The 13,915-nt window shown below is 34.3% G+C and carries 14 protein-coding genes, 1 pseudogene and 1 riboswitch; of the genes and pseudogenes, 11 read left to right on the forward strand and 4 right to left on the reverse strand.

What is annotated here, in order from left to right:
• The first annotated feature begins 477 nt into the window (after positions 1 to 477).
• From V7164_RS23440 to V7164_RS23465, 6 genes are all read left to right on the forward strand, one after another.
• Positions 478 to 1,602, forward strand: coding sequence for a helix-turn-helix domain-containing protein (locus V7164_RS23440; RefSeq protein WP_335344374.1), 1,125 nt, complete (start codon positions 478 to 480; stop codon positions 1,600 to 1,602).
• A 240-nt stretch (positions 1,603 to 1,842) separates the two neighbouring features.
• A complete protein-coding gene (locus V7164_RS23445; RefSeq protein ID WP_335344373.1) occupies positions 1,843 to 2,190 on the forward strand; it encodes a PadR family transcriptional regulator in 348 nt (115 codons plus the stop codon).
• Positions 2,177 to 3,175, forward strand: coding sequence for an HAAS signaling domain-containing protein (locus V7164_RS23450; RefSeq protein ID WP_335355397.1), 999 nt, complete (start codon positions 2,177 to 2,179; stop codon positions 3,173 to 3,175). Before V7164_RS23445 ends, V7164_RS23450 begins: the two co-directional genes overlap by 14 nt.
• Positions 3,176 to 3,351: 176 nt before the next feature.
• Positions 3,352 to 3,774, forward strand: coding sequence for a DUF1801 domain-containing protein (locus tag V7164_RS23455; RefSeq protein ID WP_335355398.1), 423 nt, complete (start codon positions 3,352 to 3,354; stop codon positions 3,772 to 3,774).
• A gap of 235 nt (positions 3,775 to 4,009) precedes the next feature.
• Positions 4,010 to 4,480 carry a DinB family protein gene (locus V7164_RS23460; RefSeq protein WP_335347896.1) on the forward strand — a complete coding sequence of 157 codons (471 nt, stop codon included), beginning with the start codon at positions 4,010 to 4,012 and terminating at the stop codon, positions 4,478 to 4,480.
• Between the two features lie 114 nt (positions 4,481 to 4,594).
• A complete protein-coding gene (locus tag V7164_RS23465) occupies positions 4,595 to 5,371 on the forward strand; it encodes a GNAT family N-acetyltransferase (RefSeq protein ID WP_335347897.1) in 777 nt (258 codons plus the stop codon).
• Positions 5,372 to 5,446: 75 nt separating this feature from the next.
• Here the strand turns inward: V7164_RS23465 and V7164_RS23470 are convergent, their stop codons facing one another.
• Together V7164_RS23470 and V7164_RS23475 are read right to left on the reverse strand one after the other, a co-directional pair.
• Entirely contained in the window at positions 5,447 to 5,857 is a 411-nt protein-coding gene (locus tag V7164_RS23470) for a DUF3021 domain-containing protein (RefSeq protein ID WP_335347898.1), read from the reverse strand.
• Positions 5,854 to 6,312, reverse strand: a complete 459-nt coding sequence (locus V7164_RS23475) for a LytTR family DNA-binding domain-containing protein (protein WP_335347899.1) — start codon at positions 6,310 to 6,312, stop codon at positions 5,854 to 5,856. Before V7164_RS23475 ends, V7164_RS23470 begins: the two co-directional genes overlap by 4 nt.
• A 335-nt stretch (positions 6,313 to 6,647) precedes the next feature.
• Here V7164_RS23475 and V7164_RS23480 point away from each other — a divergent pair.
• Positions 6,648 to 6,830 (forward strand): annotated as a pseudogene (locus tag V7164_RS23480) (hypothetical protein); the annotation flags it as partial.
• A 140-nt stretch (positions 6,831 to 6,970) separates the two neighbouring features.
• Here V7164_RS23480 and V7164_RS23485 read toward each other — a convergent pair.
• Positions 6,971 to 7,621: a cupin domain-containing protein gene (locus V7164_RS23485; RefSeq protein ID WP_335347900.1), complete on the reverse strand. Its 651-nt coding sequence runs from the start codon at positions 7,619 to 7,621 to the stop codon at positions 6,971 to 6,973.
• A gap of 293 nt (positions 7,622 to 7,914) precedes the next feature.
• On the opposite strand from V7164_RS23485, the gene V7164_RS23490 reads away from it, so the two are divergent.
• The 4 genes from V7164_RS23490 to V7164_RS23505 all read left to right on the forward strand — a co-directional run bounded on the left by V7164_RS23490 (position 7,915) and on the right by V7164_RS23505 (position 13,182).
• The gene (locus V7164_RS23490) at positions 7,915 to 8,457 is read left to right on the forward strand and encodes a DJ-1/PfpI family protein (protein ID WP_335347901.1); all 543 of its coding nucleotides are present in this window, start codon (positions 7,915 to 7,917) and stop codon (positions 8,455 to 8,457) included.
• Between the two features lie 94 nt (positions 8,458 to 8,551).
• Positions 8,552 to 9,022 carry a regulatory YrvL family protein gene (locus V7164_RS23495; RefSeq protein ID WP_335347902.1) on the forward strand — a complete coding sequence of 157 codons (471 nt, stop codon included), beginning with the start codon at positions 8,552 to 8,554 and terminating at the stop codon, positions 9,020 to 9,022.
• A 375-nt stretch (positions 9,023 to 9,397) separates the two neighbouring features.
• A riboswitch (cyclic di-GMP riboswitch) is annotated at positions 9,398 to 9,480 on the forward strand.
• Positions 9,481 to 9,500: 20 nt separating this feature from the next.
• Positions 9,501 to 10,607 carry a sensor domain-containing diguanylate cyclase gene (locus V7164_RS23500; RefSeq protein WP_335355399.1) on the forward strand — a complete coding sequence of 369 codons (1,107 nt, stop codon included), beginning with the start codon at positions 9,501 to 9,503 and terminating at the stop codon, positions 10,605 to 10,607.
• 1 nt (position 10,608) lies between these two features.
• Complete coding sequence (locus V7164_RS23505) at positions 10,609 to 13,182, forward strand: EAL domain-containing protein (RefSeq protein WP_335347506.1); 2,574 nt, start codon at positions 10,609 to 10,611, stop codon at positions 13,180 to 13,182.
• A gap of 98 nt (positions 13,183 to 13,280) precedes the next feature.
• Here the strand turns inward: V7164_RS23505 and V7164_RS23510 are convergent.
• Positions 13,281 to 13,915: PLP-dependent aminotransferase family protein (locus V7164_RS23510; RefSeq protein WP_335355400.1), on the reverse strand; the 635-nt coding region annotated here is incomplete at its 5' end.

Below are 13,915 nucleotides of genomic sequence, written 5' to 3' on the forward strand. Positions count from 1 at the left end.
TCCAAGCAGCGGTGCTGGACGGACAAATCAAGAGGAGAAGTCGTTCAAAAAGTCCAAGCAGCGGTACTGGATGGACAAATTAAGGGAAGTTCGACAATGTTTCTACCATTGTCACCAGTTCTTTCAGTACTAAGCCAAATTGAGATAGTAAAACTGAATGCTTCGTATGTCTTCATCAGTTTCCCCCTTCTCTGGGAGTTCAGCTGCCACCTTGCTATATGTAGTTTTATATGATTGTAGTAATTCCAAAAAAATCTCTATAAAAATACAAAAATCTTTTCATTTATCCTAAATAACAGATTCTCCTTTTGCATAGTGTTATTTGAACATATGAAACTTAAAAGAAAGTCCCATATAGAATTACACTCAATTAAGCAATCTTATTTTTTGAGCAATGATTGTAGTCGTAAAAAAGCAAGGAATCCTTGCTAGCTTTCTTCATTAATTATGCGAAAATTTAAATAAGGAGGGAAGGAAATGAACATTGGTGAAAAGCTAAAGTTAAGAAGGAAAAAAGCAGGTTTTACTCAGGAACAAGTGGCGGAAAAAATGAATATAACGAGGCAAACCCTTTCGAATTGGGAAGTCGGGAAAAACTTCCCTGATATTGACTCCATAATTAAGCTAAGCCATATCTACCAACTCTCCTTAGATGAATTTTTATTAGGTAAAATTTTTTTCAAAGGAGCGATGGCAATGGTAAAGAAGTTACCGGAATTGGAGATTCAAAATTTGATTCAAATGCATTATCCTTCTGCTGATAATATAAAAGAGCTTAACGGTGGTCTTGTCTCTCAAACGTACTCCTTCAACTCAATTAATGACCGCTATGTTTTTCAAGTAGGAAATCGATTCGAAGTGTATGAAAAAGAGAGATGGGTTTACCATCGCTTTCATCATCTTCTTCCTTTAAGGGAGGTGTTGGCTATACAGGTAACTGAAAGTGATGTCCCTTACTCCATTTCTAAATTTATTGAAGGAACAAAATTATTTGATTTAAATAGCCAGGAAATACTAGATGTTTGTCCTGTTGTAGAAAAAAACCTTGAGGTATTGGAAGCAATTGAAATTACCGGACAGAATGGATATGGTCGATTTGATCATACTGGGCAGGCGGGTTATCCAACCTGGGAGGATTATATAAAGGCAGTTTACAATGAGAATATTTATGATTGGTCATCCCTGGAACGAAATGGATTAGATTCGGATGTAGTTGAAAAAGCTATTAAAGAGTTGAAATCCCATATTAAGAGTGTTTCTTTAAGTAAAAAATATTTAGTTCATGGAGATTTAGGTTCATTCAATTTATTGGCAAAAGACGGGCAAATTGCTGGAATGATCGATTGGAGCCTTTCTTTATACGGGGATCATTTATACGACAAAGCAAATATTCTTTTTTGGAATGAGGATAAGCTCCAGCCACTCATACATCGGATTACAAATAGGTATATGAGTTCTCCTGAATCTAAGGAAAAAATATACTGCTATATGCTTCGCATTGGTCTGGAGGAAATTCACAATACAGTTATTCTTAACGAAATAGGTTATGACATTGAATGGGTTGCAAATAGATTGCAACAAATTATTAATAATTTTCATTGAAGGAAGAAAATAATTAAAGAAATATAGCCCTTGGATAAAGTAAACCAAATCAATGAACAACGTATGAATTTCAACGTTGTTTTTTTTATTTGTACCTAAGCCATTATTTTTCTTGTTTGCAAAAAAGGGCTTTTCATTTCAAATGATGTTGTAACGATAATAGTGTACGGTACATAGTATAGAACAAATACTGTATGACATATAGTAATAACATATAGCAATGATAAATGAGGTGGGTGAATGAGTGCTTTATTGAATTCATTATCGACAGAGCTTAGGAGAGGAACATTGACATTAGCCGTTTTAAGTCAATTGCGAACACCACAGTATGGATATTCACTTGTTCAGTTATTGGAGGAATCAGGCATTAGCATTGATCAAAGTACTTTATATCCATTGCTTCGCCGTTTAGAAAAACAGGAGTTAGTCACAAGCAGCTGGGATACATCTGAGAGCAGACCGCGTAAGTATTATGTTTTAAGTGAATACGGTCTGGAAATCTTTTTACAGTTAAAAAAGGAATGGATTAAGAATTCGAAAGAACTTTATGGTTTATTGAAAGGGGATGAGGAAGATGAATTTAATTGAGGTTTATATTCAAGAAGTCACTCGCAGGCTGCCAGAGAAAGGACGTGCGGATATTGCACTCGAGCTGCGTTCAACCATTGAGGATATGCTGCCTGACGATTACAGCGAGGAAGATGTTAAGGCGGCCCTTGAAAAATTAGGGAATCCGGCAGCATTAGCGAGCGGGTATCGAGACCAGCCCATGCATCTAATAGGTCCACGTTATTTTGATGTATATGTTTCGTTATTAAAAATGATTTTACCAATTGCTGCTGTAGTCTCACTGATTTCTATGATTGCCAAATATGTGATCGGGTATAGTGGAGAAGAGGCTATTGTAAATGTTGTTCTTACTATAATGGGCGAAGGGATATGGAAAGTAATTGAAGTGGGCATTCAAACCTTTTTCTGGCTAACGCTTGTTTTCGCTCTTATAGAAAGAATGGATAAAGGAAAAGATCAACAGCCGTTATCGGCAAGTCTAAAAAAATGGACGCCTGATGATTTGAAAAACATCACTTATATTCCTAAGAAAAAAGCTATAAAAAAGTGCGAAGTATTTGGAAGTTTAATGTGGACAGCGATTTGGGCAACCCTTTATTTTTATGCGAATCACCTTACAGGTATTTATAAGGGAGACGGAAATCATCTTGAACTGGTCATTCCGGCTTTTAATCAAGAAGTTTTATTTCAATATTGGCCATTCGTTCTAGTTGTCATCGTCCTTGAGATTACACTAGCACTCTATAAATTAATCAAAGGACAATGGACAAAAAAAATAGCCATCTTCAACACGGCAGTTGAGCTGTTCGCAACCATAGTATTCATTGTTATTTTCAGCAATCCGAATTTGTTAAGCCTAGAATTTATCACGTATATGTCTGAATTATTTACTTCAACAGCCAAGCAATTTGAAACGTGGGTTATTAGCGGTGTAATGATCATATTTATAATAGGTGCGGCAATAAATATAATCGATGGGTTTCGTAAGGCTAGAATTCGTTAGAATATAAAATTATTAAATATGTAATATGTTAAAAAATAATTCGCTTCGGGGGGATTCTAGAAAGGATTGAAGCTCATTTTTGTTGAATTACTGAATTAACGGCGAAGGTTAGTTTGATAATATGTTGAAAATATGAATATAAACAAAGAAAGATACTAAGGGGTGATTAGTTCATAATGACAACAAATAAAAAATCTGGTGAAAGTAAGAAGTTGTCTGGTCCTGAACAGGTAGCAGAATTTATGAACAACCTTGAACATCCACTTAAAGAAGAAATAGAAGAGGTTCGAAATATCATTTTAAGTACTAATGATAAAATTACAGAACATATTAAATGGAATGCTCCTAGTTTCTGTTATGAAGGCGAGGACCGAATTACATTTAATCTTCATGGAAAAGGATTTATTCGACTCGTATTTCATTGCGGTGCTAAGGTAAAAGACCGAAAGACTAATGAACATCTGATTGTAGATCCTAGTGGAATATTAGAATGGAAAGCAGCTGACAGAGCAATGATGAAATTTACTGATAAAAAAGACGTTAAAGCTAAAGAAGAAAGTCTTAGAGAAGTCATAAAAAAATGGCTTGAAGTTAAATAAAGTGTATGATGGCCCCTCTTCCAACGATGGACTGTTTTAGCAGTCCATTTTCTTGGTTTTTTAAGTTTTATTTATTAGATAGGAAACTGGAACTAACGGTATTTTTCCTTACATTAAATACGGTGGAAATTCGTACGGTAGATCATTGTAGGTTAGTTGAATAAAAATCGTTAAAGGATAATGACAATTAAGCAAGAATTTATTACTTAATGATATTTTTTCAGGGAGGAACCAGATGGAAGCGTTGATTGAAGAGTATAGCCGAGGATATACGATGTTAAGGGAATCCATTAAAGAATTGTCTGAAGAAGAGATTAGGTTCAAACCAGGAAAGGATAAATGGAGTATACATCAGATTATTATACATATAACAGATTCGGAATTGGTGTCTACACATAGACTGAAAAAGGTTTTATCCGAGTCTGAACCACTATTAACATCGCCTGACCAGAACGCTTGGGCAAATTCATTGGATTATGAGCAATTAGACCGTGAACAATACCTACTCCTTTTTAAGATACTTCGCTCCAGTATGCTTCCTATTATCCGTAAATTGACAACCGAACAATTTGATAGAGTTGGAGTTTATGCAGATGCTGGACGATTCACATTCAAAGAATTATTGGAATTTCGTGTTCAACATATACAAGGACATCTCGACCAAATTGAAAGGGTAAAAAAAGCTTTTAGGGAGAAGCACGAATAAGATTAATATGAACCTTATTAAATGTGAAATAAGAATTATTTGATTTTATTATTGAGATTATCTTTTAGTTATTCCATATAAGGCGCAATTAAAAAATACAGAAAGGTGTATTCCATGATCATACTTAGTCAATCTGAATTTGATAAAGTAAAGAGTAAATTGAGGGAAAGTAATGTAACTTGTCCAATCTTTGCATCTTCAGTCTTGGATGATTACATTAAAGGAACGGTTTATGCCGAGTCTGGATTTACTAATTCAGTGCTAATTGGAACAAATTCAGGTATTTATTTCGTTGCAGGAGAGAGTAATAATTTAGATTTCAATCATTTTCTCTTTGAGTTGTATAGGCAAAGGAAAAATGAGAAATCCCGCTTCACTTTATTTTCTTCATCCAAACAGTGGGATTATTCAATAAAGAATCAGTTGAAAGATGAAATAAAACAATTGAGCAGATTTTCTTTTACATATGAAAATGATAAGAAACTAGATGATAACAACTTATTATCTAGTGATTATTCTATTGAAAAAATAAACACAGAAAATATAAAGAAGAGCTTGGAATTTAATGAGGAATACTATAATCAATATTGGGGTTCCATATCAAACTTTATTGAAAATGGTTTCGGATTCTGCATTCTGCATAATAGAAAAGTAGTCAGTGAATGTACTTCCATTTTTTCCTCTCAGCAATTTGCAGAAGTTGATATCGCGACTCACAAGGATTATAGAGGACAAGGATTAGCATCTATCATTGCAAACGTATTTACAGAACATTGTCTGAAAAATAGGATAGTTCCAAGGTGGGATTGTGATGTATCAAATACGTCTTCTATACATTTAGCAGAAAAATTAGGGTTTGTTAACCCTGTTGAATATTCAATTTTCGTATAGCAGGATCCATGGGGACGGTTCTTGTGGCTAGGATATCCACACTAAAAACCACAGGAACCGTCCCTTTGGCATTTCTCATATTTTCTTTAAATCATCATTTAATCTCCGGGCTTGATTTTTGAAGTAAAGGTAAAATGCGATCCAAAAGATTGTAAAAGTGACGATGGAGATTAAGAATGTTAACAAAATACTTTGTATAGTAAATGGAATCCATCCGATCGTAAGGGCCAAGATGAGGTAGAGGATCGTGACAGTTAAGAAATGGAAAATGGTCTGTTGAGAAAGTTTTAAATTTCTGTTTTTATAGTACAAGGAACTAACTGTGAAAAACCAGCCGCAGAGAATATAACCTATGGAGTTCTTCAAAAATAAGCTTCCATCTATCATTTCGAAACCCCCGAAAAGGATTGTTAAGTTGGTGTAAAGCACCGCAATGAAGCCTCCAAAGAACATACCGATGAAACTGCGAAGTGTAAATGTCCTCATTCTTTTTTCCTCCTATTTAATTTTAAAGCATCTTTTATCAAAGGGACATAGGTACGAGACACGTACTCTTTCTTCCCAGATTTGAAATAAACGCAGAGTGTACCATTGAATGAAGCTTCAAAGCGGCTCAATTCATGTAAATTGGCGATAACCGATTTAGAAAGGCGGATAAACTTTTTAGAAGGAAGCAGGGCTTCAAGCTCATATAACTTCTCTTTTAAAATAAAAGAATCCGTCTCTGTTACGGCAACTACATGTTCATTTTCTGTATGAAAATAGTGGATATCCACGGGTTTAAGAATATGCTGCATTTCACCTTTTTTGGCAATCAGGAATTGTTGTTCCCTTCCGTGAATGAAGTCAATTAGTCCCTGAATATTGTCATCTAACTCAGGGCTTTCAATGGTAATCTTTGTTTCTTTAAATGATTTATCGATGTTTAAAGAAAGTTTCAAATTTCAGACACCTCTTTTCACCTAAAATTATAATTGTTCCAGCAATCGATGTCTGTCAATAATTGTTCTTTTCATTCACTCCTCTCATTATCGCTCTAATCAAATTGTATGTGGATATTCCTAACAAGTCTGCACTATTCAAGTATGTGGTAGAAAATGAAGGGTAACTTGAAGAAAATAGTTAGTAACTTACATGAAAGGAGGGAATGCTACGAATGGTGAAAACCACAATAGGACAGTTCAATGGTTAAATAAGGTTATAATGAAAACTGGTATGAAGTAATATATTACCAGTCATGTTGTTCATTAAATACATAAAGACAATTAGGTTAAACGATTTAAAAAATATAAAAATTTATCATTCCAACGTAGGCTATGTAAGAACATTTGGGGATATGTTTTTGCGTATCGCTTATCACGAATCTGTTCACACAGGCCTGTTGTTAGACTATATGAGAACAATGGGGATAGAGCGCCCGAAGATATGGGGTAAATCTTTTAGTACAAGACGTATGTAGTAGATTATTCTAGAATCGGCATTTCTTGTACATGTAATTTTGCTTTTTAGTTATTATTTTGAACATGGTAATGCATAACTGACCTATTCTGTGACACAAAAAAACATGGAATATCCATGTCAATAGTTGTATGTCTTTCTCTAATAGCCTCTATATTGCCGATAATGAGGAATGTAATGGGTTGGTTGGTATTGCTGAATATGATTTAGCTGTGGATACTGTTGAATTAAATATTGCTGATGCATATTTGCTTTTTCTCTGTTGCAATTCTCATATGGACCTATATAAGTTGTGGGTTTAACTGGTGCTATTGCTTTTTTCCATTGATTTTCATCAAGGCAATAAGTATGAGCCATGATATTTGCAGGGGTAAATTTTAAGATATCAGAGCCTAAAATTACTTCCGGAGTTGGTGCGTCAAAAATTGCCAAAATATGAGTATTATCAGCTGTAGCTACTTCATAATGCCACCACCCTTGTGGAACGTTTGCGACTTGCCCAGGTGTAATAGGGAAATTGAGAATCTGTTTTGTAAATGGGTTTAGTATCGAAACAGTAACAGCACCAGAAATACAATAGACCAGCTGGGCAGCATTTTGATGATAGTGCGGTTCTACGACATTATTAGCACTTAGGAAAATATCAAGGAGAGACACATTTTCCAATGTATTCAACTGTTGAATGCCTAACACGTTAATAAAGTTGTTGTTATTTTTCTTGAACAAGGGACTTTTATTTACGTCAAAAGTGTATTGTGTTGACGGTGATGTGTAATCCATATAGGAAACCATAATATTCTCCACCTCTTCAATTAAGTATAAAAACTATATAGGCATGTTATGCACTTAATATAGTTCGGTGTTTTAGTTATTAAGACTTAATTGATACGCAGTTCGAACACAATGTGCATTATAGAGTAGCTTATTCAATAAAAGGGCGCAATTCAGCAACAAGAATTTCGCTCTTTCTCTATGTTAAGGGCCAGTTTGGTGAGAATGGGAAGGATATCAAGAAAATATATTGAAATTAAAGAGAGGATTTCATTTATCCAGTTGGACTCTTATTGAATTGCATGGGGGTGTTAATGATATATACAGGAATATTACTATACCCTAGATTTAGTGAATATGAATTATCAGTGCTTTTATCTGTATTAAAGCAGGGGCAGAAACGAACCGTATTTATTGGGTTGAATAACGAAGTAGTTAAAGGGGAGGCAGGATTGACAAGTATCCCTAAAGTAACAGTGAACGAAATGGATATTAATCAATTAGATAGTGTTGTACTTCCTGGAGTGGATGATTTTGAACATTTAGTTAACCATCCTGAGCTGACCACGTTTTTAAGGAAATTTTTAAAAAAGAATATCATAATAGGAGCAATATCCAGTGCACCATATCTATTATCTATGAGTGGATTATTAAGTGAAAGAAAATATACGACTGGATTAACGGCTGATCAAAGAAATTTCTTAGGAACGTTTAACGAAGGTAATTACTTAGATTCACCTGTTGTGATTGATAGAAATCTTATAACTGCGAGAGGATCAGCTTTTATAGACTTTGCAATAAAGTATGGAGAGTTACTAAATTTAAATTTTGATAGAAGCTGGTACACAATAAAATAAGAAAATATACTAGCAATCAAATTTAAAGGCCGCTAATCCAATAAAAACTTTCATTATTTTGTAGAAATAACAGCTAAAGGAGAGGCGCACTTATATGCCTAAACATAATGATGATGCTTCATTTGGCGATATGAATTTAAAAGACAAAATAGCAACAGTTGCCGGAATAACGCTTCTCATTATTCTGGTGCCCGGCTTTGTTCTGGGAATTTATTTTTTTGGGTTGGCCGGGGTTTTTGAACTGCTTGGCGTTCAGTATAAATCTGTCTGGTCATTGATTGTTTTTGTTGTTAGTTTCTTTGTTTTGAGCATTATTGTCGAATTGTTTTCCGGAGAGATTTTTGTGCTGCTTAAACGAAAAATTACAGGAAAATTAAAGATGTTTTTTGTCCGGATCAGTATTGAAGGTGCCTCTAACTGGCTATGTCTCTTTACTGTGGATGAGTTTATGAATAGCATTATCCTTTCCTTGAAAACAGAGATCATAGTTGCTTTGCTGCTGGCTGCAGTAGAAATTGTATTTGATGATAAAAAGGATGAAGAAAAACAGAATGGTGGGGAATAGGTTATTCGGAGACATCTAGATAATATACGGCAATTTCGCATTCAACAACATATCGCCCAGAACTTAAGAAATTCGGAGATTAATATATAACTACTTTGAAAGTAGGGTAAAAAACATTTCTATCTACCAACGTTGCTTTCCTCTCCTCTTTATTCTTTTATCCTTTATTACCCTGCAATACTCCTTTCAACTAAGATTTTTTATTAAATTTTCCCTTTTGATCTTTAGTTCAACCACCTGACTTTCATTTTCTAGTATATAGTCCTATTTATTAGTAACTTAAGGAATTGTTACTATATCACTAGCAATATAGTAAAAAAGTGCTATAATCTTGTGTGAAGTTAGAAGAATTTGTCGAATCATGTATAATTTTGACAGCGAAAATGGCAAAATCGTTGAAAAACGGTGGCGCAAAGCCTCAGACCTAAGGTAATTGCTATGGTGGCTGGGCTGCCGAAAGGAGACTATAATTTACGAAATGAAAAGATTCAAAATAAGAATGAAACTAATTTTCATTCTTATTACATGTATGTCCCTATTTGATATTTTTGATGAAAAGATATTACTGTTCTTTCATTTAAAAGGGGACGGTTTATGGGAAGTCCTTTTAGATACCGGAAGTTCTTTAGTAGTACTTACATCGGTTCTATGGGCTTTTTTACTTGGCAAGAAAATCATTCTTAACTACAAAGAAAAAGAGAAGCATTATCGGAATTTGATTGATTTATCTCCAGAGGCCATATTTGTCCATCGAAATGGGAAAATCATCTTTACAAACAAAGCTGGTGTTACATTGCTGGGAGCAAATAGTGTAGGTGATTTACTTAATCACAACTGGAAAAACTACTTGTCTAGTTCCAGTGATTGGAATCATCTAATGGAAAAAGCAAAATATCGTAACAAGGGAGTATTAACCTTTCAAATTAGAGTTGAAAGACTAGACGGCCAAGTCATCGATTTAGAAATCACTTCAACAAATATTGAATACGATGGATTGCCTGCAAGGGAATTTATCGCAAGAGATATTACCTTCCGAAAAAAACAAGAAAATATGATAAAAAAATTAGCTTATCAAGATACATTGACGGGATTGCCCAATCGAAGGGCTTTTTTGGATGACCTCGAGCAGCTCATAATAGATTCGGAAAAAAACAAAAATGATTTTGCTGTTTTTTTTATTGATTTGGATGGGTTTAAAAAGGTAAACGATTCCCTAGGCCACGATACCGGCGATGAGCTCTTAAAGAGAGTAAGTGCGCTTTTAGAGAGTTGTGTCAGAGAGAATGACATACTTGCTAGATTAGCGGGAGATGAATTTACGATACTTTTACCTGAAGCTAATAAACAAGATTGCAGCATAATTGCAGATAGAATCATCGGAAGTTTAGATTTACCTCTCTACATTCTAGGAAAAGAAATTCACGTCACATCTAGTGTTGGTATTTCTTTATATCCACAAAACGGAAAGGATGCCACAACATTAATAAGAATGGCCGATGAAGCTATGTATCAAGCAAAGAATAACGGAAAAAACAGTTATCAGTTTGTAGAAGGATCTTCTGATTTAACTGAAAGGAGAATATAGCGTGGAATCGACTAATAAAACATTGAATCTCTCAACAAATCATCTAGAGATTTCTGATATATTTTTTCGATCAATATTTGAACATAACCCTGACACCGTTTTTTTTCTAGATACGAAAGGTATTATCGTAATGCCAAATGAAGGGTTTTCTGAATACTTGGGTTATAAAAATGACGAAATAATATTACATTCGATTGAGCAATTTCTCTATATAAATGAAATCCCAATATATAAAAAATGCTTTAATAAGGTTCTTTCTGGCGAAGTGCAACATATTGATACTGTTTTTATACATAAAGCCGGAAGAAAGGTTCAAATTAATCTCACTCTTATCCCTGCAAAATTTAATGGTAAAGTGGTTGGAGTTAGTGGGATAGCTAAAGATATTACAGAAGAAAAGGAAACCGCCATTGAATTAATAGAATCAGAATTAAAATTCCGTAGCCTAGTAGAGGAAGCTCTTGTCGGAGTCTATATTATACAAAATGGAAAATTAATTTATGGAAATCCCCGGCTACATCACCTTTTAGGAACAGCGATTTCATCTAATGCATTAGATGTTATGGAGTATATTCACTCAGAAGACCAAGCAGAAATGAATTCTGTTTTTAATCAATTAATCGATGGGAAGAAAGGCATTGATCATACCTTCAGAATTATTAGTAAAGATGGTTCGATTATTGATATTGAAGCCCATTCAAAAAGAATCTATTATCATGATCAATCTACTATTATAGGAACACTGCATGATGTTACTGATCGTAAAAAATCGGAGGAGTTAAACAAATTCTTAGCTTATCATGATTCTTTAACCGAACTGCCAAACAGAAGATTCTTTCAAGAAAAACTGGAAAAAGAATTAATTATCAGTAAAGCGCTCCAACAAAAAATGGCTGTTATGTTTCTCGATTTGGACCGGTTTAAATATATCAACGACACTCTAGGACATTTTGTGGGAGACGAGCTGCTGAAACTCATCTCGAAAAGGTTAAAAATCTGTCTAGGGGATAAGAACATACTAGCCAGGCTGGGCGGAGATGAATTTTCCGTATTATTACCTAATATTCAAAATACAGATCAGATTATCAAGCATTCAGAGACCATTATCAAATCATTAGAGGAACCATTTTTTATTGAAGGGTATAAGCTTTTTATTACGACAAGTATCGGGATTAGTATTTATCCAACTGATGGAGAGGATGCAGAGTCATTAATGAAGTATGCTCATTCTGCTCTTTATAAATCGAAAGAAAGCGGGAAGAACACTTACCAAATCTATACCTCATCAATGAACATACAAACCTTCAAAACATTCAATTTGGAGGCGGGCCTTCGAAATGCAATAGAGTTAAATCAACTAGAATTTTATTACCAGCCGAAGGTTTGTACACTTACAAATCAAATTGTCGGTGTTGAAGCTCTGATCCGCTGGAATCATCCGGAATGGGGACTGTTATCTCCTGATGAATTCATTCCGTTAGCTGAAGAAACAGGTTTAATCGCGGAAATAGGGAAATGGGTCAAATATAAAGCATGTTCCCAAAATAAAGCTTGGCAAGATGCAGGTTTACCGGCTATTCCTATTTCTATTAACCTATCTGCCAGTCGATTTTTAGATAAAAACTTAGTGGAAAATATCGCTAGTATCCTAGAGGAAACAAAGCTTTCTCCTGATTACTTACAAATTGAAATAACAGAATCATCTTTATTAGAAAATGAAAAGGTAGTTTTGGCTACTTTAGATGAATTAAGAAGTATAGGAGTTAGAATAGCCTTAGATGATTTCGGCACAGGGTATTCCTCACTCTCCTACCTAAAACGTTTTAGAGGTAGAATAGATACATTAAAAATTGATCAATCTTTTATTAAGGATTTAAGTGAGACAGATCCAGATAACTCCAATTTTATTACGAAGACCATTATTGAATTAGCACAGCACCTCAAAATGGAGGTTGTTGCTGAAGGTGTGGAGAATATCGAGCAGCTCCAAATATTAAATAATTTCAAATGTGAGACCATCCAAGGCTATTTATTCTCTAAGCCTGTCCCAGCAGAGGAATTTACTCACCTATTAAGAATAGGGAAATTTGAAGTTTCGGAAAGTGTTTCCGGTGGCACTACTGATAAGTTTGAAGATAAACGGGAATATTTTAGAATTAATCTCGATTTTCCTTTACTTGCCTCTATGACCCTTATACGAATTCACGGAAGAAAAGTAGAACTAGGGAACACGAATGTTTTGATTGAAGACATTGGATTAGGGGGCCTCAGGTTTTTATCAGATATTAGGTTAACTGTTCATCGAGATATAATTTTAGAATTTCAAACGGAAATTTTAGGTGAGACGATTAGCATGTATGGTTCCGTGGTATGGATGCACGAAGCAAAGCCTGGTATTTTTCAGTATGGACTGGAATTTTTGGTAGAGGAAAATGAACGCTCAAATCTAGCTAAGTTACTAAATAAGTTCGCGATTCTTCTTAGAAAAAATCCAATCGTTCCGGATTGCAATTTTGTTAAAACGGATCGATATCATTTTATTAAGAATCAAAGGGAAATATTAAAAACGGAATAATAAAATCACGTTTTATCACATTGTGATTTATAAGGCAAACGCTAAGAACATTGAATTTCCATTGAAAATTCAATGTTCTTTTTTGCAAAGTTTCAATACTAGAGGAGTAAAAAGTTATTTGGAGTTATATGATTCTTTCTACTGTCAATTAAAGCAATACAATGAGCCAATCGCTCTACCCCTAGTTTTATTTGACTTTCGTTTACTTGAGAAATGCATAATCGAAGGAGATTTTCCTTTTTATATTCTGGTAAAAACATTCTAGAGGCATCATCTACATATATATGCTGCTCGTTTAGCATATGAACTACCTGTTTTGCTTTCACATTCTCAGGTAAACTGATGGACAGATAGAATCCTGAAGTCGGTTTAGAAAATTGAGTATTAGCCGGCAGCAATAATTCACATGCTTCTTGAAGTATTTGCATTTTAGTTGAGTATACTTCTTTAATTTTTTTGAGATGGCTATTAAACATACCACTTTTTAAATAGATTTCTAGTGCACCTTGAGAAAGTGCTGAACTATTAAAATCCGAACTAAATTTATATCGTAAAAAATTGTTAATCATTACTGTAGGAAGAACGACAGTAGCAATCCTTAGCCCTGGAAGAAAAATTTTTGAAAAGCTTTTAATATAAATCACTCTCCCAGAAGGATCAAAAGAAAATAAAGGATCTGATTTTGCATTTGGATCCAGGTCCCCTAGAAAGTCATCTTCCACTATATATACAT

The sequence above is a fragment of the Bacillus sp. JJ1474 genome, assembly GCF_036965225.1.
Classification (GTDB): Bacteria; Bacillota; Bacilli; order Bacillales; family Cytobacillaceae; genus Cytobacillus.

What these genes read in the sequence shown, in the direction of transcription:
- V7164_RS23440 (WP_335344374.1), top strand. Translation starts at nt 478, where the DNA reads ATGAACATTGGTGAAAAGCTAAAGTTAAGAAGGAAAAAAGCAGGTTTT.
- V7164_RS23445 (WP_335344373.1), top strand. Translation starts at nt 1,843, where the DNA reads ATGAGTGCTTTATTGAATTCATTATCGACAGAGCTTAGGAGAGGAACA.
- V7164_RS23450 (WP_335355397.1), top strand. Translation starts at nt 2,177, where the DNA reads ATGAATTTAATTGAGGTTTATATTCAAGAAGTCACTCGCAGGCTGCCA.
- V7164_RS23455 (WP_335355398.1), top strand. Translation starts at nt 3,352, where the DNA reads ATGACAACAAATAAAAAATCTGGTGAAAGTAAGAAGTTGTCTGGTCCT.
- V7164_RS23460 (WP_335347896.1), top strand. Translation starts at nt 4,010, where the DNA reads ATGGAAGCGTTGATTGAAGAGTATAGCCGAGGATATACGATGTTAAGG.
- V7164_RS23465 (WP_335347897.1), top strand. Translation starts at nt 4,595, where the DNA reads ATGATCATACTTAGTCAATCTGAATTTGATAAAGTAAAGAGTAAATTG.
- V7164_RS23470 (WP_335347898.1), bottom strand. Translation starts at nt 5,857, where the DNA reads ATGAGGACATTTACACTTCGCAGTTTCATCGGTATGTTCTTTGGAGGC.
- V7164_RS23485 (WP_335347900.1), bottom strand. Translation starts at nt 7,621, where the DNA reads ATGGTTTCCTATATGGATTACACATCACCGTCAACACAATACACTTTT.
- V7164_RS23490 (WP_335347901.1), top strand. Translation starts at nt 7,915, where the DNA reads ATGATATATACAGGAATATTACTATACCCTAGATTTAGTGAATATGAA.
- V7164_RS23495 (WP_335347902.1), top strand. Translation starts at nt 8,552, where the DNA reads ATGCCTAAACATAATGATGATGCTTCATTTGGCGATATGAATTTAAAA.
- V7164_RS23500 (WP_335355399.1), top strand. Translation starts at nt 9,501, where the DNA reads ATGAAAAGATTCAAAATAAGAATGAAACTAATTTTCATTCTTATTACA.